Here is a 24,718-nt window from a genome sequence, read left to right on the forward strand (position 1 = left end):
TCATCGGCATAGAGGGCTCCATTTTTCCACTGGCCCCGCACTGTGACCTGATCGCCGTCGTTGATGTCCACGTCGTTGACGGGTGTCGTCAGGAGGCGAACTGCTACCGGGCGCAGCTGGTCGCCCTTGGAGTCGTAGCGGGCGATTCGGAAGTTGGTGACGAGGGCACCCGTCGGAGTGCGATCGCGTTCGACTGACCGCGCTTGCCCCTCGATGCTTCCTTTGCCGCGCGCAGGCACCTCGGAATGAGCGGTGTAATCGGGCGCCTCGGGATCGCTGAGCCGCTCACCAGCTTCGACGGGATTCGCTTCCCTTGGCTGCGTCGACGCTGTCCAACGTTGCCCGTCCCAGTACCGCAGATCTGGACCTCCGTTCGGATCAGGAAACCAGCCAGGCGATACAGTCATTTAGTCCACCTTCCCGATCTGCTTGAACACGTACGCGGATTGTCGGTCTCGGGACAGGCCTTCCCGACTGACGAGATGGCAGTGATCCACTGCCGACCGATAGGACCGATAGGACCGATTTTCACGCCATCAAGCATGACGGTAGTAACGACCCCACGAACTGGGATTCGAAAAGACTCCGTGGCGACTTGCCCGGGAATGTTTTCGCTTGCATCTGCATCGAAGAATGCAATCACGCGGGGGTCATCCGATGAGGTCGTGCCCTTGTTGCCCAGTCGCGTGGGTCCACCCCGCTGCTCGGTCACCCCTCACGAACCTAGGACGTCTCACTTCCCGGTCAAAACACCCAGTCCAACTGGGAATTCATTGGGCTCTTCTAGCTCTCCCGCCCACCCCATCGGCTCATAACTCTCCACCAATTCGGTACGAACGCCGCGGACGCCGCGATCGCAGCCGCCACATCGAGGTCGCCGGCGGTACAGACGACATCGTCACCGAACAACACCCCTTCATCTGCCTCGCCGCGGGGACTGTGGATTTATCGGTGTTTCCGGCCTGACACGCTGAGCGATGCTTGGCGAGGAAGGTGCCGTGATGACGACACTGGATGATGTGGCGAAGAAGAAGCAGACTCAGCAATCGGCCGAGCAGCAGGCTGCGGTCGAGCTGGTGCGGCTGGCTCAGGAACAGGGCCTGTCGCTGACCGGGCCCGATGGGCTGCTCAAGGCGCTGACCAAGACGGTGCTGGAGACCGCTCTCAACGAGGAGATGACCGAGCACCTCGGTTATGAGAAACACGACCCACCGGGTGTGGGGGGCAATATCCGCAACGGCACCCGTGCCAAGACGGTGTTGACCGATACCACCGGCGCCGTCGAGATCGATGTGCCCCGGGATCGGTCTGCGACGTTTGAACCGCAGATCGTCAAGAAGCGTCAGCGCCGATTCTCCGGTGTCGATGAGGTCGTCTTGTCGTTATACGCCAAAGGCCTTACAACGGGTGAGATCTCGGCGCACTTCGCCGAGATCTACGGCGCATCGGTGTCCAAGGAGACGATCAGCCGGATCACCGACAAGGTGATCGAGGAGATGAACGACTGGGCGGTGCGGCCCCTGGATGAGACCTACGCCGCGATCTTCATTGATGCCATCGTGGTGAAGGTCCGTGACGGCCAGGTCGCCAGCCGGCCGTTCTACGCCGCCATCGGCGTGACGCTGGCCGGCGAGCGCGACATCTTGGGGTTGTGGGCCGGCACCGGCGGAGAGGGCGCGAAGTTCTGGATGAGCGTGCTGACCGATCTGCGCAACCGCGGCGTCAAGGACGTGTTCTTCGTGGTCTGCGACGGGTTGAAGGGACTGCCCGAGGTGGTCGGCAATGTGTGGCCGCAAGCGATTGTGCAGACGTGCATTATCCATTTGATCCGCAATACCTTTCGGCTCACCTCCCGCAAGTACTGGGACGAGATCAAGCGAGATATCAAACCGATCTACACCGCGGTCAACGCCGCGGCGGCCCGCTCGGCGTTCGACGAGCTGGACGAGAAATGGGGGCAGCGCTACCCGGCGGTGATCCGCCTGTGGGACAACGCCTGGAACGAGTTCATCCCATTCCTGGACTACGACGTCGAGATCCGCCGGGTCATCTGTAGCACCAACGCCATCGAATCGTTGAACGCCTGCTACCGCCGGGCGATCAAGGCTCGCGGCCACTTCCCCTCCGAGCAAGCCGCGATGAAGTGTCTGTATCTGGTGACGCGTTCCCTGGACCCAACCGGGGCTGGCAGGGCACGATGGATGATGCGGTGGAAGCCAGCGCTCAATGCGTTCGCAATCACTTTCGGCGACCGATTCCCGGCAGCCGAAACCTACTGATGAAAACCGCCGGAAACACCGTTAACGCGATAGCCCCACGAGGGCAAGGGCTAACCGATGTGGCGGCTCCGGAAGACGAATCGAATCCGTCGGTCGAACGTCTTATCTGCTTTAGGTCGAACGTCTCACGCACTGGACGCCAACGTTGTACCGGGATCAGGCCTGCACGGCGTCAAGGATCGTCCGCTGAGGGCCGTCGAACACCAACTCACGGGCCGACCGGAGGTTGTTTCGGGTGGCTGACGTTTAGTCTCAGTCATGGATCGCATCTGGCAGTGGGCGTGGGATCGGTACGGGGCGAGGTACTCGTGGGCGGTCTTCGCGATCACCTCCCTCGCAATACTGCCGGTCTGGCTTGGTTCTTCGCTTCTCGTGGTTGCGTTTGAGCAGTCCGATCGCTACGTCGAGGCGGCTGCCGTCACGGCGGCCGTCGTGGTGGTGATGGTGTACACAGCCGTTCTTCCCGGTGTGGGCCCGAGCGGCCGAGTGGACCGGTGGGCGGCAGGCCGTGAGGTCGATCGGGCGAGGGCATTGGAGGCCACCTACGCCTGGAATCGGGAGGCGGTGGTCAGAACGGTGAGGGCGGGCGCTGTTTGGATCGCACTCCTCTTGGTCGTTGTCGGTGCGATCGCCGGGACGACGGGACCCCGGCTGGTTCAGTACGGAATCCTCGGCGCCGTCCTGGGCTCTGTCAGCTGCCTGGTCATGATTCACAGTTTCGTGGAAGCAACATCGCGACCAGCAAGGATCGCCATCGCCGGTGATACGGGCATCGGCGACGCCCTGCCTCGCTCCCGGCCGACCTTCGCCGCGTGGTCGAACGTGTCCATGCTCGCGGCCACGTTCTCGATCGCTGTACTGGCCGCGATGCTGGCGACGGTGTTCCATCGGGCCAGTGAGGCTCCCCTGCTCGCTGTCGTGATCGGGGGTGCATTAACGCTTGCCTTCGCACCGTTCGTCGTGGGCGCTTGTTTCTCCCCGTCGCTGCAACCGATTCGCGATCTTGCCGAAGGAACCGAACGCGTTGCGGCAGGTGACTTCAGCCGACGTCTGCCGGTGGTTCAAGATGACGACCTGGGCGCGCTGGCGGCGTCGTTCAACCGGATGCAGGCGGGTTTGGCTGAGCGGCAACGACTTCAGGCAGCGTTCGGAACCTATGTCGATCCGGCCTTGGCGGTGCGGCTACTCGAGCAGGGTGACGACATCTTCACCGGTGAGCGCCGCGAGGTAACCGTCATGTTCGTCGACGTCCGCGACTTCACCCCGTTCGCCGAGGCCAACTCCGCCGAGGACACCGTCGCACGGCTCAACGCCCTGTTCGAGATCGTCGTGCCTGCCGTCGTCGACGCCGGGGGGCACGTCAACAAGTTCCTGGGCGACGGCGCGTTGGCCGTCTTCGGCGCACCCAACGACCTCGCCGATCACGCTGATGCCGCCGTGGCGGCGGCTGCGCTGATTCACCGCCTGGTCACCGAACGATTCGGCGACGCGCTGCGGATCGGCATCGGGATCAACACCGGACTGGTGATCGCCGGAACCATCGGCGGCGCAGGCAAACTGGAGTTCACCCTGATCGGCGACACCGTCAACGTCGCCGCCCGCGTCGAGCAGCTCACCAAAACCACCCGCGACGCGATCCTGCTCACCCACCAGACCGTCGACGCCATGGTTTCTCAACCACCCGGACTCACCGACCGGGGATCCCACGCCCTCAAGGGCAAATCAGCCGCCATGCAGGTCTTCGGCCTCAACCCGGCGACCAAAGCCATTTCGGGCTGATCCCTGGCGGCGGCCTGGTAGCAGAACATCGAGATACCGGCGGTGTCGGCCGTAATGGCTGACCGGTTTAAAACGTACTTCGCAGAATCGCGGCCAACCCCGCGTCAACACCTACCACCACCCCGAAAAACTGCTACGGGACGGTGATGACGACGTTCCGTAATGCCTTGCGCGAGTCCAGCGTCGGTGCGTACCGCAATACCGCGCCGACGCCGTCGGCGGGCGCGATCCGCTCGTCGGTGCGGACTAGCGAGGCGCCCACCGTCACCGCGAACATCGGCAACGCCTCCTCGGCGCGCAGCGTTCGCGCGGCCCCAGCGCCCTGCTTGAGCAGCGGGCGCAAGCGTTCAGAGTCGATGGAGTTCGGGTTGCCCACGAACCACGCCGTCAAACTGTCAGGCCTGGTCGCCTTCGGTGTCGTCGAAGAATCGCCAGTCGCCGTCCACGTTGACTTCCATCCGCCAGCCGAGTTCAGAGTTATCGGCCTTGGCGTCGACGAACCATGCGTGTGCATCATCGGCGCTGGCAATGTCCTTGGTGTCGACGACGTCGCCGTGCGGGTTGAGTACTCGATAGGTAGACATGCCGAACGGTTACCCGCTGAGGCCACGCCGAATCGCGTTACTCGCCGGTGAACTTCGGTGGTCGTTTGGCGAAGGTCGCCGAGACTCCCTCGGACAGATCCTTCGACGGCAGGAACGCCGCATTCCACGCCGCCACATAGCGCAGGCTCGCCGATACCTGCGAAATCCGTTGCTGGTCAAGGACATCCTTGACGCCGCGGACCGTCAGCGGTGGGTTGTCGGCGATCTCAGCCGCCGTGGCATGCGCGGCCTGCAGGGTCGCGTCGGCATCGGCGAACACGTCGTTGACCAACCCGATCTTCTCGGAGCGGGCCGCGTCGATGTCCTTGCCGGTCAGCGCCAATTCGCGCAGATGTCCGTCGGACAAGATCAGCGGCAGCCGGGCCAGGCTCCCAACGTCTGCGACGATCGCGAGCTTGACCTCGCGTACGGAGAACTTCGCGTCAGCGCTCGCGTAGCGGATGTCGACCGCAGAGATCAGATCGACCCCACCGCCGATGCACCAGCCGTGGATCGCGGCGATCGTCGGGGTGCGGCAGTCGGCTACGGCGCTGATCGTGTTCTGCATTCGAAGCACCTCGGTGTGGAACTCGGTGCGCGGTCCGGCCATCGCGCCCTCGGCCAGTACCGGCGCCAGTGTCCCGCCCATCGCAGGGAGGTCCAAGCCGTAGCTGAAGTTGCGGCCGGATCCGGTGAGGACAATGGCCCGCACATCGCGGTCGGAGTCTAGTTTGGCGAAGACTTCCGGTAGTTCTGACCAGAACGCCGGCCCCATCGCATTGCCTTTGCCTGGGCCGATCAACGTCACCTGCGCGACGTGGTCCTTGTGTTCGATGGTGACTGATTCATATGGCTCACCCATGACGAAACCGTACCGTGGATCCATGCCTTCCGACCTGCGCCCCGGACCTGATTCACCTCCCGCCGACGAACTTCGCGCCGCCGAGGCATCGCTCGGAGTACTGCAGCACATCGTGCACCCGATTTCGCCGGACGACCTGTCGCGGCAGACGACGAGCGGAGATTTCGACGTCGCCCAACTGACCGATCATTTGGTTGAAACGATCACGTCGATCGGCACGGCTCTGGACGCCGACCTTCCGCCACGCGACGCTGACGACACCGTCGAGCGACAAATCATCGCCGTTGGCCGGGCCACCCTGGATGCCTTCCATGCTCGTCACGGGTTGGACGGCGCCGTCACCTGGCGCGGCAATGAGACGCCTGTGCGGCTGTTAGCGGGCGTTCTGGCGTTCGGTTTGCTCGTGCACGGGTGGGACTACGCGGCGGCCACCGGACACTCGGTGGATGTCCCAGATTCGTTGGCGAACTACGTCCTGGGATTGGCCAAGAAGATCATCACACCGGAGCGCCGCGCGAACGGGGAGTTCGCCGAGCCCGTCGAGGTCGATGAGCACGCGCCGGCTATCGACCAGTTGGTGGCCTTCACCGGCCGCGATCCGGCCGCAAAGGTCTAGACGCGCTCAAGGTAGAAGTAGAAGTACCGGCCGTTGTCGATCACGCCTTTGCCGTTCATGATGCCCATCACCGTGGCGTCGTCCACGCGCTTGAAGTGATCGTGAACCGGCTGGCCGTCGTAGACCATGGTCGCGGTCACTTCGCCGCGGAATTCCTCCAGCCACAGGCTGGCTTCGCCCTTGCCCATCTTGACGTTGGAGAACCGGTTCCCGTCGTCGTCGAGACAGACCAGCGGCTGCACGTCGTCGGGGGAGTTGAACGTCTTACCGAACCAGCGGGACTTCTCGAGTTGACCGTTCATCCGGTGACCGGTGACGAATTCGCCGCCCTTCCACTCGCCGAGCATGCCGTCGATGGTGGCCGGCTGCAGGCTGGCCCAGAAGTCGTCGAGTTCGGCGTCGTCGATCGACCCGGTGCGCTCCTTGAACTCGGTGAACTTCTTGAGCGCCAACGCATCAGTCATCGCGATCTCCTTCTCTCTAGATCCAGCCCTGCGCGAATTGCAGCATGGCATCGTTCTCCTCCGGCGCACCGATGGTCACCCGGACACCGTCGGTGCCGTACGGGCGGACCACGATGCGTGCGTCGGCCGCCCGCTCCACGAAGTCCAGGGTGCGGGGTCCGAGTGGCAGCCAGACGAAGTTCGCCTGCGACGACGGCAGGGTGAACCCGGCCGCGCGCAGGACATCGCTCACCCGCGCCCGTTCGGCGACGACGGCATCGGTGCGGGCGAGCAGCTCGTCGGCGGCGTCCAGCGAAGCGATGGCCGCGGCTTGCGAGATGCTGGTCGCGGTGAATGGCACGTAGGCCTTGTCCATAGCGGTGATCAACTCCGGATGGCCGGCCGCATACCCCACCCGTAAGCCGGCCAGCCCGTAGGCCTTCGAAAACGTGCGTAGCACAACGACATTGCTGTGGTCGCGCACCAAACCGAGGCTGTCCGGCAACAGGCCGTCGCGGATGTATTCGACGTACGCCTCGTCGATCGCGATCAGGATGTGCGACGGCACCGCTTCGACGAAGCGGGCCAAAGCGTCCGGATCGACCACCGTCGAGGTGGGGTTGTTGGGGTTGCAGACGAAGATCAGCCGGGTGCGGTCGGTGACCGCGGCGAGCATCGCCGTCAAGTCGAAAGTGTGGTCTGACAGCGGGACTTGGACTGCGGTGGCGCCGGCGAGGCGGACCTGCAGCGGGTAGATCTCGAAGCTGCGCCAGCCGAACAGCACCTCGTCGCCGGCCGTGGTGCTGATCTGGATGAGTTGCTGACACAGGCTCACCGATCCGCAGCCGACGGCGATGTGCTCGGGTCCCCAACCGCCGGCGCTGCCTACCCGACCGGAGTTCAGGTGTTTGGCCAACGCCGATTTGAGGTCGGCGCAGCCGTTGTCCGGGTAGCGGTTGATGCCGTCGGTTGCGCGCTCGATCGCGGCGCGGACGCTGGGCAACGGGCCCTGCACGGTCTCATTGCTGGCCAATTTGACCGCGCCCGGGACGGTCTTGCCGGGTACGTAGACCGGCAGCTCGGCCAATTCGGGACGAAGGCGACCGGTCATTTCGACAGCATATGTCCGGCCTGTGTACGCTGTGCTCCGCGGCGGTTCCGGCAGCCGGCTCCTGGTGGCGGTCCGGTACCCTCGGGAAGTTCGAGGAGGCGTGCCAGAGCGGCCGAATGGGACTCACTGCTAATGAGTTGTCCCCTTACCGGGGACCGGAGGTTCAAATCCTCTCGCCTCCGCCACCGGAGACAATTGAACACAGGCGCCCGTAGCTCAACGGATAGAGCATCTGACTACGGATCAGAAGGTTAGGGGTTCGAATCCCTTCGGGCGCGCAGGTCAGAGACTTAGTTAGACACCCAACTGTACTCCGAGTTGTCCACATTGCTTCCCAACTTTCTGCGCGTGTGAGCGCAGTTCACTAATCGCCGACCACACCCTCGTGAGGCTTGTCGCGATTGGACCACCTAACGGTGAAAGAGTCCGGAGACGCGTTTTGACCCATGGATGGCGTCTGCGGAGCGCAGTTACTCGGCGCGGATGCGGCCCGGCCGCCCCTCGCGGATTCTGCAGCTCCTCGCTCCACTGACCTCATCCGCACCATGCCGGGACATGACTTAAGCGTAGAACGCCCTGGCCTACAGCTAAGCGCTTAGTTTATGTGTCGTGCGGTCTGGGCGGTCGGCGCGGCGATGGTCGTCCAGGCGCGTTGGGCGAGCAGCTTGTTCCCCGATATGCCGGGCCGCCGCTATTCGGCCGGTTGCCAATCCCGCGCGCCAGCTTAGAAGCTGTCAGGGCTCGGCGGATCGTGGTGCAGGGAACCAAGGCCACTCTGGATTCCCTGACGCAACTGGTCGCTGACCGCGGGCTTGCCATGCGGGATGTCGGATGGCTGCGTGCAGTTGCAGCTCAGTGCCCGGAATAAGCTGGGGTCAGCGCCGGCCGGTGCTGCTATTGCCGTAGCAGCACCGAGCGCGATCGCTGCAGTGAACACGAATTTGGTGATCAACAACGTCCTTTGTTGAGAGTCGATCTTCGACGAGACTTGGTTCTACTGGCTGTGGCGTGGGCAGAAGGCGGCAATGCTGACTCCGACAAAAAACCCGGCGTGATAGCCGTCCAAAACACTCTGTGTCATCACGGTGTTCGCGACGTCACTGGCCTGCCCACCTTGATCAAGTTCATCGCAGACCTCATGACCGGCGGCGATCGCAGCTTGCCGGGACCCGAACGTGATGCCCTTGGAAGAGAGCGCGCCCAGGAAACTGCTGCTGTCGACCGCGGAGTCGGCATGTGCGGTAGGGGCCGCTACTCCTATAACGCTAAGTGGCGCGACCGCCAGGACAAGGCCGGCGATGAGTGATCGCAGAGGGCTGGTCGAACGCACTTGGGGGGTGGCGCCCGCTGCGGGCGCCTCAGTGAATAGGGAAGTCATTGCTGTCTCACCCCTTCCTCGTCCGCTCCCAGATGGGGAGCATTGAAACTAACTGTTCATCGCCCCTATCGTGCCGTTATTTCGTTATATTCGCAAGTGTTAAAATGTTTTGCGAGGCGAACACAGTCCTCACCCGCGCGTAAGAATGGATGCCGCCATGGCAAACCAAAAAGTACGGCGACCCGAAACCACAAACGCGGTCCCGTGCGCCGAACCGACTCGGCCGCAACCGATTTCGGAAGCCCGTTCCACTGCTGAGCAACCCGACCCGGCCGGGGTGAGGGCAATCAGATCAAGATCGGGATGAGGCCGGCGGCGAAGACGAGGTAGAGCAGTGCGGCTAAGGCTAGCCGTGTGGGGGTGAGTTTGTTGGCGCGCAGTGTCGCGAGTAGGTAGGTGATGGCTGCCATGGTGATGGCGCCAGACCAGAGCAGGGCGTGGTCGAGTCGCCAGTCGGTGAAGAGCAGACCCAGGCCGCTGGGCACGGTGGCTTGGATCATCATCGCGCCAGAGATGTTGGCCAGGGCGAGTTGGGTTTTGCCTTGGCGGACCCAGATGATCGCGTTCATGATCTCGGGTAGTTCGGTTGCGATCGGAGACAGCAGCAGGGCGGTGATAGCCCCGGACAGTCCGAGCATGGGGCCAATGGCGTCGAGCTGGTGGACGAATACTTGCGAGAACACGAAGATGACGGCTAATGCGCCCAGCGTTTGCACCAGGACGGCTGTGGTGGCCGGTCGCGCCGCGCGGGGTTGCAGCTTGAGCGGCGCCAACTCGTGCTCGTCCTGGTCGCCAGTGGTGCCGCCGCGGATTTCGCGCCAGAAGTAGACGCCGTAGGCGGCGAAGAAAACCAGACCCAGCCACGGCTTGATCGCAAATGCCACCAGGCCGAGAGCGACTTTGACCACGAACACCGCCATGAACCAGCGTTGGTCTTTGGCCAGGCGCGCGGTGTGCGCGGGATCGGCCAACGTGGCGTCGGGCGCGTCGTCGCGCTCGTTGACGGGGCGCTCGATGAGGCGTGCCGCGCCCACTCCGACGAGGACCATCTCGCGTCTGCGGCTTCGTCGCCGAAGCAGCAGCATGGCGCCGGTCACCCCGTAGGAGACGGTTGCCAAGACCAGGGGGCCGCCCATGGCTGCGCCGACACCGATGTTGCGGATCTCGGCGGTGGAGCCGGTGGTGACGGCGACGAGGGTGACTACTGACTCCGGTAGCGCGGTGCCGAAGGCAGCCAGGATGGTTCCGACTGCCATGGTCCCGATGTTGAGCCGCTGGCCAAGCCATTCCACGGCATTGACGAACCATTCGCAGGACAGATAAATCGCCACTGCACAGGCAATCAGCAACACGACATGCACCACGAGGGCCGCCGCCTTCCTCGTCCGCACCCAGATGCGGAGCGTTCGAACTAACTGTTCGGAGCGCCCCTAATGCTGCCGTCATTTTGCCATGTTCGCAAGTGTTAAAATGTTTTGCGAGGCGAATCCCGTCCTCACCCGCGAGTAAGAATGGATGCCGCCATGGCAAACCAAAAAGTACGGCGACCCGAAACCGCAAAGGCGATCCCGCGCGCCGAACCCACCAGGCCGCAACTAGCCTCGGCCGCCGCCACATTCACACTGCTGAGCAACCCGACACGGCTACACGTGCTATGGCTTGCCGCCCAAGACGTCCACGACGTCACCACCCTGGCAGAACGCACCGGCGTCGGCGTGGCCACCATGAGCCAGCATCTGAGCAAACTCCGTCTGGCCGGCTTGATCAGCGCACGCCAAGAGGGCCGCCGCCACATCTACACCGTCGAGGACCCCCATGTGCTCACCTTGGTGCAACAGATCTTCGCCCACATCGCCCCGGATGGCAGCCTCGCGCCCGACCCGCCCCTTAAACACTGAGCCGCGCACCTGCATTCATCTCGATTACCATCCGGTCGTCTTCCAAGACGCCACCACCGGAAAGATGTTCCTCACCCGCTCGACGATCACCAGCTCACGCGTTGTCGACTGGCCGACGCCCGATGGTGCCCGGACTTACCCCCTGGTGGTCGTCGGGGCCACCGCGCGGGCTCTCACCCTTTTGGACCGGCCGAAGTCGGATCCTCGATACCGCAGGCCGGGTCGAAAAATTCCACCGCCGCCACGGCCAGCGGCTTGTCGGATGGCCTGAAAGTGGCGGCTGACGCTGGCCGAGGGATTCGGCTTGGCGCCGTATCTGGCAGACCCGACGATGTAGGCAAGCCAATCTGCGCAGCAGCGCGCGCGACATCGCCACGCGCCGGGACACCGCGCGTCTGGTCACACCAGCGAGATACGTGCTGTCGTCAGGCTAGGGATTCAGAAGCCAGCAACACCAAACAGGGAGTCGAAGAAAACGTCGACGGGACCTTCTGGCGCGAAAGCCGTACTGATCGTCTGGTACAGCCCATCAACCATTTGGTCGGCCATCGTGCCTTCGCCAGTGAGCATGTCCGAGAATTGGTCGGCCGTCACCATGTTGCCGGCGGCTTCGGGAGAGAAGAAGTTAGCGATCCCCTGATAGAAATTGTCGACCGCTTGGTCCGCCAAGTTGCCTCCCCCGGTCGACATACCCAAGAGGTCAGCCGTGGCAGCGTTGCCCGCAGCCTCCGGAGAGAAGAAGTTAGCGATCCCCTGATAGAAATTGTCGACCGCTTGATCGGCTTGCGTGCCTTCCGCGGTGAACAAATCTGAGAACTGGTCGGCCGTGACAGCGTTGCCCACAGCCGCGGGGTCGGCGCCGGCAGTGGGCGCGGCGGCTAGTGTGATCAGTGCGCCGGCCAAGACGGCGCCTGCAGCAAGCTCGACACGATGTGTTGCCTGATTCATGTCCAAACTCCAATCATGTAGGTGTGATGTTGGACACTGTGAACACGATTAGCGGGCGGGCAAAGTTCACACGATTTTCTCAGCGCAGCAATGCGCGACATCACCACGCGCTGAATTTCGAGATCGAGGATGGATACAGTCCGGACGTCGACGACGCCGTCCTTCGCGGGCGCGGGTTCGTGCTGCTCAGCCTGCCGCTGGGAGACGGCGATCAGCTGATCTGCAAGCCGAAAACCCTGAGGAGTGGCATCTATGGGCGTCTCGCTCACGGAACCCTGGGCCGAAGCAGTGAACACGTTAACGGCGATCGTCACTGATTGGCTTGTCCGCCCACGGATTTATCCACGCGGCCGGCTGGCAGTGGTGCGAACGATGACCGAGACGGGCGGTGCCTGATGGCACTAAGCCACGCCTGACCTCGACGCCCGGATGAACTTCCCCGATATCCCAAACGTCGTATGAGTATGGGCACTATCTGCACGATGCGGACCGGGCATCGTCGACTGGCGGACGGATCGCTGCTCCGGGTTGACATCGAGCTGGGCAGCTGGGTGGGAAGTCTGTACACACGAGACATGCGGGTCAAGACACGAGTCGTTGGTAGTGACGTTGAGGTTCATGCGTGGGCTGGCCGCGTGCAACGAAATAAGTTGGCGTCATGAATGCGCGCCGTAGCTGTCCTGCAGTCGTGGTGCGCGTTGCCAGATGATCAGGTCATGCGTGGTCGGCAGATTGCACGGGCCCAACGCGGCGATGAGTAAAGCCGCCACGGCGAACTGGCTCATAAGTGAGGTTATGTATCGAGTGTTACCACCCGCAGCAAATTAGTGGTGAAACCTAGGATCCGGCTATCAGAACTCCCCAGGCCGTGCGACGCGATCGATAAACCTGGGCAACCTGATGACGGTAATACTTAGGTGCGGAAGGGGTCAGCCCGCGTCCTGATGCATGTGCCTCGCGGTCTGGGCGGCCGGTGTGGGGATGGTAGTCCAGACGCGTTGGGCGAGAAGGCGCATGCCGTTGAGTCCGACGATGACGGTGGATCCTTCGTGGCCGGCGACGCCGAGGGGTAGCGGTAGGTGTCCCAGTAGGTCCCAGAGGACGAGTCCGGTGATGAAGGTGGTCGCGATGGTCAGGTTGGCGATCACGATGCGGCGGGCGCGGCGCGATAGGGCGATCACCGCGGGCAGGGTGGCCAGGTCGTCGCGGACGATGACGGCGTCGGCCGTCTCAAGGGCCAGGTCGGATCCGGCGCGGCCCATCGCGACGCCGGTGTGTGCGGCGGCCAGGGCGGGGGCGTCGTTGACGCCGTCCCCGACGAGCAGTAGCTGCCGGCCGGCGTCCTCAATGTCGCGGACGGCGGTGACTTTGTCTTGTGGCAGTAGCCCGGCGCGGACGTCCGTGATTCCGATGTGCGCGGCGAGTGTGTTTGCGGCGCGGGCGTTGTCGCCGGTCAGCAGGGCCGGTGCGGTGCCGGTGAGTGCGGCTAGTTCGGCGACGGTGTCCGCGGCTCCGGGACGCAGTTGGTCGGCCAGTGCCAGGATGCCGGCTGGGACACGGTCGGCGACGACGATGACCACGGTTTTTCCGGCGGCTTCCAAGTCGGCCACCGTGGCGGTTATCCAGGCCGAGGTCTGAGCGTCGGATAGTAGATGCCGGGGGCTGCCGACTTCGACGTTATGGCCGTCGATGGTGGCACCGACACCGCGTCCGGGCGCGGAGTTGAAATCCTGGGCCGTGGGCAACCGCAGGCCGCGTTCGGTGGCGGCGGCCACGATCGCCTGCGCCAGTGGGTGTTCGCTGGGGTGTTCGGCGGCTGCGGCCCAGGTGAGGACAATGTCGGTGTCGTGGCGCGTTTCGTCGAGTGTTTCGACGTCGGTCAGTTGGGGTGTGCCTTGGGTGAGGGTGCCGGTCTTGTCGAATGCCACGGCGGTGATTGCGCCGAGTTGTTCCATCACGACAGCGGATTTGACTAAGACGCCGTTGCGTCCGGCGGTGGCCATCGCGGCCAGCAGCGGTGGCATGGTCGCCAGCACCACCGCGCACGGGGACGCGACGATCATGAAGGTCATCGCTCGCAGCAGTGCGGGCTGCACCGCGGCGCCCAGGCCGAGGGGGATGAAGAACACCGCCAAGGTGGCGGCCACGACGCCGATCGAGTAGTACTGCTCGACCTTCTCGATGAACAACTGGGCTTTGGCTTTGGTTGCCGAGGCCTCCTGCACCATGGTCACGATGCGTGCGATGACGGTGTCGGCAGAGGCCCGATCGACCCGAATCCGCAGCACCCCAGTGCCATTCAGCGTGCCGGCGAACACCTCGTCGCCGGGGTTTTTGGCGACCGGTAGCGGTTCACCGGTGATCGATGCCTGATCCACGTCGCTGGCACCGGCGATGACCTGCCCATCGCCGCCGATCCGCTCACCGGGGCGCACCACGATCACGTCCCCAACCGACAGAACGGCCGCATCGACCACGGTCTCGTGTCCGGATTCGGTGATCACGGTGGCACTGTCGGGGGCCAGATCAAGCAGGCTGCGTACCGAGTCGGCGGTTCGCTGAGTCAGAAATGCTTCCAGCGCACCGGATGTGGCGAAGATGACGATCAACAGTCCGCCGTCGAGAACCTGGCCGATCGCGGCGGCCCCGATCGCCGCCACGATCATCAACAGATCGACATCAAGGGACTTTCCCCGCAACGCCTGCAACCCGGCCAGCGCGGGTTCCCAGCCGCCGGTGACATAGCAAGCCAGATACAGCGCCCACCACAACCACGCCGGCGCGCCACCGAACTGGGCAGCCAACCCAAACACGAACAGGACCGTGGCCACGATCGCCCACCGGACCTCGGGAAGGGCGAACGGACGTGTCCGGGCTCTTGGTTCACGATCGGGGGCGACGGCGGCGCGGGAGCGGTCCAAGACCGGACGCGACATCAGAAACTCCACTGTGGGGGAAGGCGGCAGGACACCGCCACCATACAGGAACATATGAGCACGTCTTCATTCGAGCATTCGGTAGGATACGCATATGGGTCACGGCATCGAGGGCAAAACCACCCCGCCCGCACAGCTCGACGCCGACTCCGCAGCATCGGTCGCGGCCACACTGCAAGCATTGGCGACGCCGAGCCGGCTGCGGATCCTGACCCGCCTGCGCCACGGCCCGTGCTCAGTCAACGACCTCGCGGCGGCCGTGGAGATGGAACAGTCCGCGGTCTCACATCAGTTACGCCTGCTGCGCGCGATGGGATTGGTCACCGGAGCCCGCAACGGACGCAGCGTCATCTACGCGCTCTACGACAACCACGTCGCGATGCTCCTCGACGAGGCCGTCTACCACATCGAACACCTCGGGTTGGGCGTCCCCGACGAATCCTCCGAGACCGCCTAAAGCGCTGGCGTGATCGCCTGCGCTGCAAGGGATTCGGATAACTCAGGCGCGTTCCAGGTCAGTGGCAGGCTAGCCAACTTCTCGTCATGCTTCTGGCTCTTGAAACCGTCCTCATTGCAGTCGCCGGCACGCTCGCACCCGTGGCACTGTTTGCCGCAGCCCATCCCTCCCGCACCACATCGCTCGTCGTGCTCGAGGGTTTCGCGGATCCCATTGCAGAGACGGCTGACGGGTCGACGCGCGAGGAAGTCCGCGCCGCCTTCGCCGCCAGGTGGGGCACGGGAGAGTACCAGCGCCTGGTGAATCCAGACATGCCGTGGAACGAAGAGATCCGGTCTGCGTGGGCTCGGGTGGAACGGCTCTCGGCCAGTCCACGAACCGTTGCGCTTATGTGGCCGCTTGTGGGCGAGGTGGACGTGCGGGCAGTTCTGCCGGCAATTCGCCTGCCTACGCTCGTCGTCCATCACACCGACGACCCGATCGTCGAGCCCGCAAAGGGTAGGTACGTGGCCGAGAACATTCCCGGCGCAAAATACGTCGAGCTCCCTGGACGCAACAGCCCGGCGAATGGCGACTCTCCGCTGTCGCCAAGACTAAAGAATTGAGACGGAGTGGCTCGATAGCCATACCGAGCCAGGAAGTGCTTTGCATCCCTCTCTTTCGCTCAAGTTGATACTTGGCATCGTTGGAACTGTTCCCAGGTCGAGGTGCATGCTGTCTAGTCTTCCGGCATGGACCGCATCTGGCAGTGGGCGTGGGATCGGTACGGACCGAGGTACTCCTGGGTCATGTCAACCTTCTTCATCGCAGCGATGCTGCCGCCTTACCTTTTTTGGTCGTTGGTCGTCGTTGGCGTCGACAACTCGCGCCGTTACGTCGAGGCTGCCGCCATCACGGTTGGCTTCCTCGCCGTACTGGCTTATCTAATGGTTCTTCCCGGCCAGGGCAGGAGTCATCTGGTCGAGCAATGGGCGGCCGGTCGCGAGGTCGATCGGGCACGGGCGCTGAGCGACACCTACACCTGGGGTCGTGAAATGAGCGCCCGAGGACTGATCAGCAACTCTGTAGGGGTCGCGCTGCTGTTAGTTGTTGTAGGCGTGATCACCGGGGCGACCGGCTCACGATTATTTCAATTCGGGGTCATGGGTGTGGCTTTGGGAGTCGCCGTCCAACTCATGGGTATGCACAGCGTCCCGGAAGGTGCGCTGCGACCGGCAAGAGAGGCTATTGCCGGTGACGTGGGGATTGGTGACAGCCTGCCTCGCTCTCGTCCGTCGTTTGCTACATGGTCGAACCTATCTATGCTCGCCACCACCTTTGCGTTCACCGCTGGCGGCGTGAGCCTGGCGAGCACCTTGCACCTCACCAGTGAGACTCCGCTGATGTCCATTGTGATCGGGGGCTTGTCGACACTTGCGTTCGTGCCGCTCACAATCGGCGCTATTTTCTCACCCTCCATGCTCCCCATTCGCGATCTCGCCGAAGGCACTAGACGTGTCGCCGCCGGTGATTACAGCCAACGTCTGCCGGTAGCCCAGGACGATGATCTCGGTGCCTTGGCGGCCTCGTTCAACCGAATGCAGGCGGGATTAGCTGAGCGGCAACGACTCCAAGCCGCGTTCGGCACCTACGTCGACCCCGCCCTGGCGACGCGGCTACTTGCGCAGGGTGACGACGTGTTCACCGGTGAACGTCGCGAAGTAACAGTGATGTTCATCGACATCCGCGACTTCACCCCATTCGCCGAGGCCAACACCGCCGAGGACACGGTCGCGCGCCTCAACGCGCTGTTCGAGATCGTGGTACCGGCCGTCGTTGACGCTGGTGGACACGTGAACAAGTTCCTTGGCGACGGCGCACTGGCCGTTTTCAACGCACCCAACGACCTTCCGGATCACGCTGATGCCGCACTGCGAGCCGCCGTGGTGATCACCCGTCTGGTTGTTGAGCGATTCGGCCAGGAGCTTCGCATTGGCATCGGGATCAACACCGGCATGGTGATCGCCGGAACCATCGGCGGGGGCGGCAAGCTTGAGTTCACCCTCATCGGTGACACCGTCAACGTGGCGGCCCGCGTGGAGCAACTCACCAAGACCACCAGCGACGCGATCCTGCTTACCAAGCAGTGCGTCGAAGCCTTGGTCTCACGACAGCCCGCGTTGATCGATCGCGGACTACACGTCCTGAAAGGAAAGTCGGCCTCCGTGCAAGTCTTCGCCCTCGGCCAACAGACCGACGGGCTGATTGACCTCACCCGCTGACGGGAGCACATTGGCTGCGGCTTTCGAGAACCTTGTGTATGCGATAGTGCCAGTTCGCACTGTCTCAGAAGTTAACTCAAAATAGGTGGCACGCCGGCCGCATAAGCCACGGCGGCCACCGCCTCGAGGTCCACGATGTTGCCGGCCGGGTTGCCGAATGTCTCGCAGGCGCGGGTGTTCTCGTCGATCAGCGGGGCGAGGCTTGGCGCGGATCACAACCTTCAGAGGCGACCCGGCAGCCCTGGAGCGGCTGCAGTCGACGGGGCAACCGCCCCGCCTGATCGCCACACCCAGTGGCGATCATTCCGCCTATCACCCGGCGATTTGGCGGCGATCCGAAACGCGGTGCTGCCGGAAGTTTGAGGTCGCCGCATGAGCGCGTGACACCAGCGCCTCAGTGTGTGATCAGGTCGGCGGCGAGGTCTTCTTCGTCAGCGCGGACACTGCCGGAGGACGCTGACCGCAGCCGCCAGTGCGCTACGCCGCCGTCCGGAACGGTCAACTCGCCGGCCGCCAGCGCCTCGTCGATGAGTGAACGCACCCGCTGCTCGTTGGCCGGCTCGGTTGCGAAAAGCACACGCAGCGTGACGGTTTCACCCGTTTGGTCATTGGTCACGTAATGCGGCGCGAGCGGGCACGGCGGCGGATGGTCCCAGCCGCCGCACAACGCCTTCGTGATCGCGCCGCCAAGAGCATTGGGACTGTCATCCTGCTGCATCGCGACCACAGCGTCGTGGGCAAAGGCTTTGCGTGCCATGGGGATAGATTTAACTCCGCGGCGAGCGGGCTAACCAGCGCTCCGGTTGCGACACGGTCACGAAGTGATACCTATTGAAACCTCAGTGACCTTATTCGCCACATCCGCCTCTATCGTCACATGAGCAACTGCGGACGTCAATGCGTTTCAGCGGCGACGGGTCGCGCGCTGGAGAGGTGGGACATGTCGGCGATTCGTCGAATCATTTCGGTATCGGTGGCCTCGGCGACCGTTATCGGACTCATCATGCCGGTCGGCGATGCACCACCGGCGATGGCTGCGGCATGCAGCGCCCCGGAGGCGAACGTCCCGCCGCCCGCCGGAATGCCGGATATGCCGTCGCCCGGGCCGGTTGCGCCGCCGACAGGCCGCAGACCGCGGGGTACGAACGATAACGCGCCGTTACCCAAGCTTGGTCCGCTGATCTCTTCGCTGTTCAAAGCGATACCGCGACCAGGTACCGCGCAGCTCCAGGCGGCGGTGACGCCCGTTCCCCCGGTCCCCGGTGCGGCCGTCCCGCAGTCCCCGAACGCCAATCAGGCTGTCCCCGAGGCCGTCCCGGTCCCGCCCGCTCCGCCGGCCGGCATCGCGGGTGCCCCGACGTCACTCGTCGACTTCGTGACCGGACCGAACAGCCCGAACCGAACCCTCGAACGCTTCGGCATCTCCGGCACCGACCTCGGAATTCCCTGGGACAACGGTGATCCCGCTAATCGCCAGGTGCTGATTGCGTTCGGTGACACCTTCGGCTACTGCGCCATGCACGGCCAGCAGTGGCGATACAACGTGCTCTTCCGCAGCCAGGACCATGACCTATCGCACGGGATTCACGTGGCCGACGGTGTGCCCAACAACCCGTACTCCGGCTCACCGGTATGGGCGCCGGGCCTTTCCAAGCAGGTGCTCAACAGCATTCACAAAGCGGGGCACGAGACCGGAATCATCCCGACGTCGGCGCTCTCGCTCGGGCGAACCCAGTACATGAGCTTCATGTCGATCAAGAACTGGGGCCGCGACGGCGAGTGGTCGACGAACTATTCGGGGATCGCGCGCTCGTTGGACAACGGTCAGAGCTGGGGTGTCTACCCCAGCAGCATCCGACTGGCCGCGGCGGACACTGTCCCCGGCGGACGGTTCTTCCCCGGTAACGAGAACTTTCAGATGGGCGCGTTCATGCGCGGCAAGGACGGCTATCTGTACTCCTTCGGAACCCCGCCCGGCCGCAGCGGCGCGGCCTACCTGTCCCGAGTCCAGCCGGGCGCGTTGCCGGATCTCGGCAAGTACCAATACTGGAACGGCGAAGGCAGGGGCTGGGTCCCGGTGGACCCGAGCGCGGCGACACCGATCTTCCCCGGGCCGGTGGGCGAGATGTCGGCGCAATACAACGACTACCTGAAGCAGTACCTGGTGCTCTACACCAACGGTGGCAACAACGACGTCATCGCGCGCACGGCGCCCGCACCCGAAGGACCGTGGAGTCCCGAGCAGCCGCTCGTCTCGTCGTTCCAGATGCCCGGCGGCATCTACGCGCCGATGATCCACCCCTGGTCGAACGGCAAAGACCTGTACTTCAACCTGTCGCTGTGGTCGGCCTATGACGTGATGTTGATGCACACCGTGCTGCCCTGATTAGGCCGGAAGATTAAAGCTCATATCCACCGTCGTTCCCGACGGCGTGCAGTCCATCTCCAGCCAGTCGCTCACCGCGCGAATCAACAGAAGCCCGCGTCCACGCACCCCGGGGTCGATGGCCGCCGTCTTCCACGAGCCGCGGTCGGTGACTTTGAGATGCACTCGTGCACCATCGTTTTCGCCGTCGATCCGAACTTTGCCCGGTTTACGATCCCGGTAGCCGTGTTCGATGCTGTTGGCGCAGGCTTCGTTGACGGACAGTACGATGTCGGCCACCTGCTCGTCGGGGACTGCGGCGGAGTGCAGCCACGACGCGAGTTGGTGCCGGATGTCGCTGAGATGATCAGCGGTGACAACCCGGTCGATCACCAGCGGTGCGTACGGTCGCCGGTAGACGACGATCGCGATGTCGTCGTCGTACCCGCCGGGGGGAGCCAGCTCGCTGAGCGCCGCGTCTGCGACGTCGTCGACGGTTAGGTGCAGTCCGCTTGCCACCGTCGCGCTGAGGTGCGCGATCCCGTCGTCGAGCGAGACGTCGCGACGCTCCACGAGACCGTCGGTGTAGAGCATCAATGTCGAGCCGGGTGGCAGCACTACCGACGCTTGTGGGCGAGATTTCTTGCGGTTCACCGCCAACGGCACCGAGCGGGCATCGGTGATCAGCGTCGGAGCCGCCTGCGGGGCCGCCAGCACCGCGGGCAGATGGCCAGCGCAGCTGTAGGAGAATTCGCCCGACTTGGTGTCGAGAATCGCGAGAAAGACGGTGGTGCAGAACGCATTCGGGATCAGTTCGGCCACCGAATCGAGCTCTTCGAGCAGCCGCGCGGGCTCGGCACCGGTAAGCAGCAGCGCACGCGCGGAGGCGCGAAGCTGACCCATCACCGCCGCGGCGGACAGCCCGCGCCCGACACAGTCGCCGACGATAATGCCGATCCGTTGATCGCCCAACCGCAGCACGTCGTACCAGTCGCCGCCGATTTCCAGCGGTGGGACCGCGGGTTCGTAACGAACCGCGAAGCCGGGCGGAAGTTCGGTGGGGGCCAGCATCGCGTGCTGCAACGTCAGCGACGTCTCACGAGCTGCCTCGAATTGCCGCACGTGCTGGATCGCCAGCCCGAGGTGGCCGACGAGCACGGTGACCAGTAGCCGGTCCTCCGCGCTGACCCGCCGGGGGACCCGCAGCTCCAACCACAGTGCGACATCGCCCGCGCCGGTCAGGACGGCGACGATGCCGCTCGATTGGCCTGGGGTATCGGGGGTTTCGACGGGCTGAACGGTCAGCGGCAGTTGATGGCGAGCCTGCTGAAAGATCTCCCGCAGCGGCTCGTCGAGTTGCCGCCAGTCCAACGGGGTCTTGTCACTGGCCACCAGAATGGCAGGCTCGGCGCCGCTCGTCGGCCATACCGCGGCCACCACCCGGTGAACGTCGAGAGCAAGCCGGCACTCGTCGAGGGTGATCGAGAGTACCTCTGACATGCTCTTGGCCACGCTGACCGCCGTCGCCAACCGCAGCACCGCACTTTCCCTTGCGGCAAAGGCTCTTTCGGCGGTGATATCGCGAAGTGTTCCGACGTACACGTAGCCGTCCGCGGCATCCGCATTGACCCGGTTGACGTTCGCTGCTACCCACACCAGTCGGCCATCGCGATGCCGGACTGGGGTCTCGTACTGGACCTGATTTTTTTCGGCCAGCCGGGATTGTTGTAGGCGCGCTGCTCTTTCGTCCACCAGCCATGGGTGCGGCCAAGGGTATGGGAGGCGGTGCGCGGGGTAGCCGGTGAGTCTGGTGAAAGCGTCGTTAACTTCGATGACGGCCCCGGTGCGATCGGCGACGAAGAATCCCTCCTGCAGGGAATTCACCACCGCGTTGCGGAACTCGTCGCGATCGGCAAGATCCTCGGCGCGGGCCCGCTGCTCCTCGTAACGCTTTGTGCCGTCAAGGAATCCGCGCGTCGCGACGTCGAGCGGGGCCAGCGTCTGCAACAGGAAGGCCAGCGCCACCGCGCCGTCGAAGCCAGGAAGCTCCACCACCAGCCGTTGGAAAAGCTCAGAGTGTTTCTCGACGATCTCCAGCATGCTGATGTCGTCGTACAGTGCGCGGCGTCCGAGCTCATGACCGACCGCGAGGTCCTCCTCGTTGCGGGTCTCCAGGTAACTGCGCAGCGCAGCCGCGTACGCAGTGTGGAAATCGTCGTGCGTCATCCGGACGCACCTCGGTGCCGTGCCGTGAGTACCAGCGCGTCGTCGTTGTCCTTGGCGTGGCTGTGCAGGATCTGCTCTGCGATCGCCCACGCCGGCGCGGCGAAGTCGATGCCGTCCAGATGATTTTCGTCGATGCCATCACTGGTGACGACCAGTAAGTCGCCCGGGCGCATCGGGAAATCCTGCGATGCAACCGCTTCCGGAATCCGATAGCCGACGATGCCGCCGGCTAACCGTACCGACGAGCGCACCTCGACACCGCCCGGGTGTTTGGCGACCAAGTCGGCGGCGACGTTCCCGATCCCGACCCAGCTGAGCCTATCCTTCTGAAAGTCGATGTGTGCCAACGTCATCGCCACACCGCGAGTGTTCGACAAGCCGCGGTGGCAGCTCTGGACCAGCGAGTCGAGCGCCTCGCCGCGGGCGTCGCCGAGGATCTGCACGCCGCAGTCTGCCGCCTCGGCGGCCAGTTCGCCGTGCCCCAGACCGTCCAGCACGCCGATCAAAGCGGCGGTGCCGTCCACGTCGACCGCAATCGACCGGTCGCCGCAGACGCGTTGACCGGGCAATGGGCGCCACGTCGCCGCCCATTCGATCGGTCCTAACCACCCGTGCTCAGCCATTGTTCGGAATCCACTTCCACATTTCGATCTTCGTGCCCTGCCCCGGTGCGGATTCCACGATCAAGCGGTCCATCAGCCGGCGCGCTCCGGGCAGGCCGAGCCCGAGTCCGCGGCCGGTGGAATAGCCGTCCTCCATTGCCCTTTCGATGTTGGCGATACCCGGGCCGTCGTCTTCGGCCCGTATCACCAGGGCCTGTCGGCCTTCGCGGTCTTGCACGGCAACCCGAATCGCCCCGTAGCCGGCATAGCTGGTGATGTTGCGGGCGACTTCGGAGATCGCCGTGGCGATCATGGTGACGTCGGTCAGCGAGAAGCCGAGGTCATGAGCGAGCTGATGGCCGGCCTGGCGAGCGGCAACGATGTCGTCAGGGTGGCCTACGTCGACGACGACGTCATCCGACACCGTCACGTCCGATCGATTTGCGAGCAGCCAGCCGCCGATTCAGCAGTGCCAGGCCCTCTTCCAAGTCCAGCGCGGTGTCCATGTCCTCGAAAAGAATCCCGAGTTGGACCATCGAGAACGCTACCTCGGGCTGAAGGCCCACGATCACGGTGTGCGCACCGCGCAGCCTTGTCATCTTCGCAATCGTTTGCAATGACCGAGCGGCGAATGAGTCCAGTACGTCGATGGCGGTGACGTCGACGACGATGCCGTGCGCCCGATACTCTGTTACCCGTTGCATCAAGCGTTCCCGGAAAAGCTCGGTGTCGGAGTCGGACAGGGCGTTTCGCACCGTGGCGATGAGTATTTGTCCCTGTTTCAGAATGGGTACTGGCATGAGACTTTCGCGACGATCTGGTGTTAGGTGGTTTGCTCGCCGGCGCGGGTTACCTCATACCCCAGCAGGTGTTCGGCCTCCTCGATACCGCCCTGCAGGTCGCCGACCGCGTTCATCTTGGAAAGATCCAGCCCGATCGTCACCAGCGTGAGCGCGATCTCCGATGACAGACCGGTGATGATGACGCTGGCTCCCATCAAGCCGGACGCGTCGACGGTCTGCACGAGGTGGTTGGCCACCGTCGAGTCGATGGTGGGCACACCGGTGATGTCGATGACGACGACCTTGGCCCGGTTGGCGCGAATGGCCCGCAGTAATTGCTCGGTGACCTGCCGGGCGCGCTGGCTGTCCAGAACGCCGATGATCGGCAGGATCAGCAGCTGCTCTCGCACCTGCAGCACCGGCGTCGACAGCTCGCGGATGGCCTCCTGCTGCTGACGAATAATGCGCTCGCGTTCCTGCACGAACCCGACGGCGACGGTGTTGGCGATCCGGTTGGCGGCGGGCTCGTAGGCGTCGAGCACGCGGTTGAGCAGGTCGAAGTCCGCCTGGTACTTCTGGAACAGCGAGCGGGCCAGCACATCGCGCAGCAGCAGCACGATGCCGAGCACCTCGTCGGTCTCGACGCCGCGGGGGATGATCCGCTCGGAGAGGTTGCGCGCGTAGTCCTGCAGCGCCTCGACCGAGCCGGTCTCCAGCACCTCGACGTAGTTGTCGTACACCGACGTCGCCTCGGAGAAGATCTCCTCCTGGGTGAGCGCGGTGAGCAGGCCCGCCTCGCCGATCCGCCGCGCCCACTCCTGGCGCAGCTGCGTGCGGTTGGCGCGCAGGTGCGCGACCAGCTCGCGGAGCATGTCCGCGCTCGTCGCCTGGTGTCCGTTCGGCCCGACGCCCTCCGTCCCCGTCTGCTCAGCCATCGATCTCCTCTGTGCTTGTGGCGCGGCCGGGAAGCATATGCGGATCCCCACCGGCCTGGGGACCGAGGGCGAGGATCGCGACGTCGTCGCGCAGCCGGCCCTCCGACGCGTTCAGCACGGCCCGCTCGATCCGCTCGGCCACCGCGTCGGGCGGCAGCCCACCGCAGCGCTCGAGCTGCTCGGTCAGCTCGCGGTGGCCGAACACCTCCCGCCGGCGCCGGCGCACTTCGGTGACGCCGTCGGTGTAGAGCACGAG

At 64.3% G+C, this 24,718-nt stretch carries 26 protein-coding genes, 2 tRNA genes and 2 pseudogenes; 12 read left to right on the top strand and 18 right to left on the bottom strand.

Going from position 1 to position 24,718, the window contains the following annotated elements:
- Positions 1-407: DUF2510 domain-containing protein (locus VGH54_RS14320; RefSeq protein WP_331512688.1), on the bottom strand; the 407-nt coding region annotated here is incomplete at its 3' end.
- Positions 408-1,001: 594 nt separating this feature from the next.
- Between VGH54_RS14320 and VGH54_RS14325 the strand changes: the two genes are divergently transcribed.
- Complete coding sequence (locus VGH54_RS14325) at positions 1,002-2,279, top strand: IS256 family transposase (RefSeq protein WP_331512689.1); 1,278 nt, start codon at positions 1,002-1,004, stop codon at positions 2,277-2,279.
- A 258-nt stretch (positions 2,280-2,537) separates the two neighbouring features.
- The gene (locus VGH54_RS14330) at positions 2,538-4,058 is read left to right on the top strand and encodes an adenylate/guanylate cyclase domain-containing protein (protein WP_331512690.1); all 1,521 of its coding nucleotides are present in this window, start codon (positions 2,538-2,540) and stop codon (positions 4,056-4,058) included.
- Positions 4,059-4,191: 133 nt separating this feature from the next.
- Here the strand turns inward: VGH54_RS14330 and VGH54_RS14335 are convergent.
- The 3 genes and pseudogenes from VGH54_RS14335 to VGH54_RS14345 all read right to left on the bottom strand — a co-directional run.
- Positions 4,192-4,392, bottom strand: a pseudogene (locus tag VGH54_RS14335) (hypothetical protein); the annotation flags it as partial.
- Between the two features lie 61 nt (positions 4,393-4,453).
- On the bottom strand, positions 4,454-4,642 hold the full coding sequence (locus VGH54_RS14340) for a hypothetical protein (protein ID WP_331512691.1): 189 nt from the start codon (positions 4,640-4,642) through the stop codon (positions 4,454-4,456).
- 37 nt (positions 4,643-4,679) lie between these two features.
- A complete protein-coding gene (locus tag VGH54_RS14345) occupies positions 4,680-5,504 on the bottom strand; it encodes a crotonase/enoyl-CoA hydratase family protein (protein ID WP_331512692.1) in 825 nt (274 codons plus the stop codon).
- A gap of 22 nt (positions 5,505-5,526) precedes the next feature.
- On the opposite strand from VGH54_RS14345, the gene VGH54_RS14350 reads away from it, so the two are divergent.
- Positions 5,527-6,120: a TIGR03086 family metal-binding protein gene (locus VGH54_RS14350; RefSeq protein ID WP_331512694.1), complete on the top strand. Its 594-nt coding sequence runs from the start codon at positions 5,527-5,529 to the stop codon at positions 6,118-6,120.
- Here the strand turns inward: VGH54_RS14350 and VGH54_RS14355 are convergent.
- Together VGH54_RS14355 and VGH54_RS14360 are read right to left on the bottom strand one after the other, a co-directional pair.
- Complete coding sequence (locus VGH54_RS14355; RefSeq protein WP_331512695.1) at positions 6,117-6,584, bottom strand: DUF4334 domain-containing protein; 468 nt, start codon at positions 6,582-6,584, stop codon at positions 6,117-6,119. The two genes, VGH54_RS14350 and VGH54_RS14355, sit on opposite strands and share 4 nt — an antisense overlap.
- Before the next feature lie 16 nt (positions 6,585-6,600).
- Entirely contained in the window at positions 6,601-7,674 is a 1,074-nt protein-coding gene (locus tag VGH54_RS14360) for a pyridoxal phosphate-dependent aminotransferase (RefSeq protein ID WP_331512697.1), read from the bottom strand.
- 94 nt (positions 7,675-7,768) lie between these two features.
- On the opposite strand from VGH54_RS14360, the gene VGH54_RS14365 reads away from it, so the two are divergent.
- Positions 7,769-7,859, top strand: a tRNA-Ser gene (locus tag VGH54_RS14365).
- A 20-nt stretch (positions 7,860-7,879) separates the two neighbouring features.
- Positions 7,880-7,952: transfer RNA gene (locus VGH54_RS14370), tRNA-Arg, on the top strand.
- 716 nt (positions 7,953-8,668) lie between these two features.
- Here the strand turns inward: VGH54_RS14370 and VGH54_RS14375 are convergent.
- Positions 8,669-9,052: a DUF732 domain-containing protein gene (locus VGH54_RS14375; RefSeq protein ID WP_331512698.1), complete on the bottom strand. Its 384-nt coding sequence runs from the start codon at positions 9,050-9,052 to the stop codon at positions 8,669-8,671.
- Between the two features lie 287 nt (positions 9,053-9,339).
- Entirely contained in the window at positions 9,340-10,443 is a 1,104-nt protein-coding gene (locus tag VGH54_RS14380; RefSeq protein WP_331512699.1) for a sodium:calcium antiporter, read from the bottom strand.
- Between the two features lie 132 nt (positions 10,444-10,575).
- Between VGH54_RS14380 and VGH54_RS14385 the strand changes: the two genes are divergently transcribed.
- Together VGH54_RS14385 and VGH54_RS14390 are read left to right on the top strand one after the other, a co-directional pair.
- Positions 10,576-10,950 carry a metalloregulator ArsR/SmtB family transcription factor gene (locus VGH54_RS14385; protein ID WP_331512701.1) on the top strand — a complete coding sequence of 125 codons (375 nt, stop codon included), beginning with the start codon at positions 10,576-10,578 and terminating at the stop codon, positions 10,948-10,950.
- Positions 10,913-11,234 (top strand): annotated as a pseudogene (locus VGH54_RS14390) (type B 50S ribosomal protein L31). The gene VGH54_RS14385 and the pseudogene VGH54_RS14390 overlap by 38 nt, the downstream one beginning before the upstream one ends.
- 154 nt (positions 11,235-11,388) lie before the next feature.
- Here VGH54_RS14390 and VGH54_RS14395 read toward each other — a convergent pair.
- Positions 11,389-11,898, bottom strand: a complete 510-nt coding sequence (locus tag VGH54_RS14395; RefSeq protein ID WP_331512702.1) for a hypothetical protein — start codon at positions 11,896-11,898, stop codon at positions 11,389-11,391.
- A gap of 29 nt (positions 11,899-11,927) precedes the next feature.
- On the opposite strand from VGH54_RS14395, the gene VGH54_RS14400 reads away from it, so the two are divergent.
- Positions 11,928-12,215, top strand: a complete 288-nt coding sequence (locus VGH54_RS14400) for a hypothetical protein (RefSeq protein WP_331512703.1) — start codon at positions 11,928-11,930, stop codon at positions 12,213-12,215.
- A 339-nt stretch (positions 12,216-12,554) separates the two neighbouring features.
- Here VGH54_RS14400 and VGH54_RS14405 read toward each other — a convergent pair whose 3' ends face one another.
- A complete protein-coding gene (locus VGH54_RS14405) occupies positions 12,555-12,683 on the bottom strand; it encodes a hypothetical protein (protein WP_331512704.1) in 129 nt (42 codons plus the stop codon).
- A 144-nt stretch (positions 12,684-12,827) separates the two neighbouring features.
- Positions 12,828-14,834, bottom strand: a complete 2,007-nt coding sequence (locus tag VGH54_RS14410) for a heavy metal translocating P-type ATPase (RefSeq protein WP_331512705.1) — start codon at positions 14,832-14,834, stop codon at positions 12,828-12,830.
- A 94-nt stretch (positions 14,835-14,928) separates the two neighbouring features.
- On the opposite strand from VGH54_RS14410, the gene VGH54_RS14415 reads away from it, so the two are divergent.
- The 3 genes from VGH54_RS14415 (at position 14,929) to VGH54_RS14425 (ending at position 17,552) form a co-directional block, all read left to right on the top strand.
- A complete protein-coding gene (locus VGH54_RS14415; protein WP_331512707.1) occupies positions 14,929-15,291 on the top strand; it encodes a metalloregulator ArsR/SmtB family transcription factor in 363 nt (120 codons plus the stop codon).
- An 86-nt stretch (positions 15,292-15,377) separates the two neighbouring features.
- A complete protein-coding gene (locus VGH54_RS14420) occupies positions 15,378-15,896 on the top strand; it encodes a hypothetical protein (protein WP_331512708.1) in 519 nt (172 codons plus the stop codon).
- Positions 15,897-16,022: 126 nt separating this feature from the next.
- Complete coding sequence (locus VGH54_RS14425) at positions 16,023-17,552, top strand: adenylate/guanylate cyclase domain-containing protein (RefSeq protein WP_331512709.1); 1,530 nt, start codon at positions 16,023-16,025, stop codon at positions 17,550-17,552.
- Positions 17,553-17,946: 394 nt separating this feature from the next.
- Here VGH54_RS14425 and VGH54_RS14430 read toward each other — a convergent pair whose 3' ends face one another.
- Positions 17,947-18,309: a hypothetical protein gene (locus VGH54_RS14430; protein WP_331512711.1), complete on the bottom strand. Its 363-nt coding sequence runs from the start codon at positions 18,307-18,309 to the stop codon at positions 17,947-17,949.
- A gap of 183 nt (positions 18,310-18,492) precedes the next feature.
- Between VGH54_RS14430 and VGH54_RS14435 the strand changes: the two genes are divergently transcribed.
- A complete protein-coding gene (locus VGH54_RS14435; RefSeq protein ID WP_414688709.1) occupies positions 18,493-19,938 on the top strand; it encodes a DUF4185 domain-containing protein in 1,446 nt (481 codons plus the stop codon).
- Here VGH54_RS14435 and VGH54_RS14440 read toward each other — a convergent pair whose 3' ends face one another.
- From VGH54_RS14440 to VGH54_RS14465, 6 genes are all read right to left on the bottom strand, one after another.
- Positions 19,939-22,143 carry a SpoIIE family protein phosphatase gene (locus tag VGH54_RS14440; RefSeq protein ID WP_331512713.1) on the bottom strand — a complete coding sequence of 735 codons (2,205 nt, stop codon included), beginning with the start codon at positions 22,141-22,143 and terminating at the stop codon, positions 19,939-19,941. It abuts the gene before it with no gap.
- Positions 22,140-22,766, bottom strand: coding sequence for a SpoIIE family protein phosphatase (locus tag VGH54_RS14445; RefSeq protein WP_331512714.1), 627 nt, complete (start codon positions 22,764-22,766; stop codon positions 22,140-22,142). Before VGH54_RS14445 ends, VGH54_RS14440 begins: the two co-directional genes overlap by 4 nt.
- Positions 22,759-23,169, bottom strand: coding sequence for an ATP-binding protein (locus tag VGH54_RS14450; RefSeq protein WP_331512718.1), 411 nt, complete (start codon positions 23,167-23,169; stop codon positions 22,759-22,761). Before VGH54_RS14450 ends, VGH54_RS14445 begins: the two co-directional genes overlap by 8 nt.
- Positions 23,159-23,545 (bottom strand): STAS domain-containing protein, encoded by a 387-nt coding sequence (locus tag VGH54_RS14455; protein ID WP_331512715.1) that lies wholly within the window; start codon positions 23,543-23,545, stop codon positions 23,159-23,161. Before VGH54_RS14455 ends, VGH54_RS14450 begins: the two co-directional genes overlap by 11 nt.
- A gap of 23 nt (positions 23,546-23,568) precedes the next feature.
- Entirely contained in the window at positions 23,569-24,399 is an 831-nt protein-coding gene (locus tag VGH54_RS14460; protein ID WP_414688710.1) for an STAS domain-containing protein, read from the bottom strand.
- Between the two features lie 55 nt (positions 24,400-24,454).
- On the bottom strand, positions 24,455-24,718 hold a 264-nt coding region (locus VGH54_RS14465), incomplete at its 5' end, for a SpoIIE family protein phosphatase (RefSeq protein WP_331512717.1).

It is taken from the genome of Mycobacterium sp., assembly GCF_036488105.1.
Classification (GTDB): Bacteria; Actinomycetota; Actinomycetes; order Mycobacteriales; family Mycobacteriaceae; genus Mycobacterium.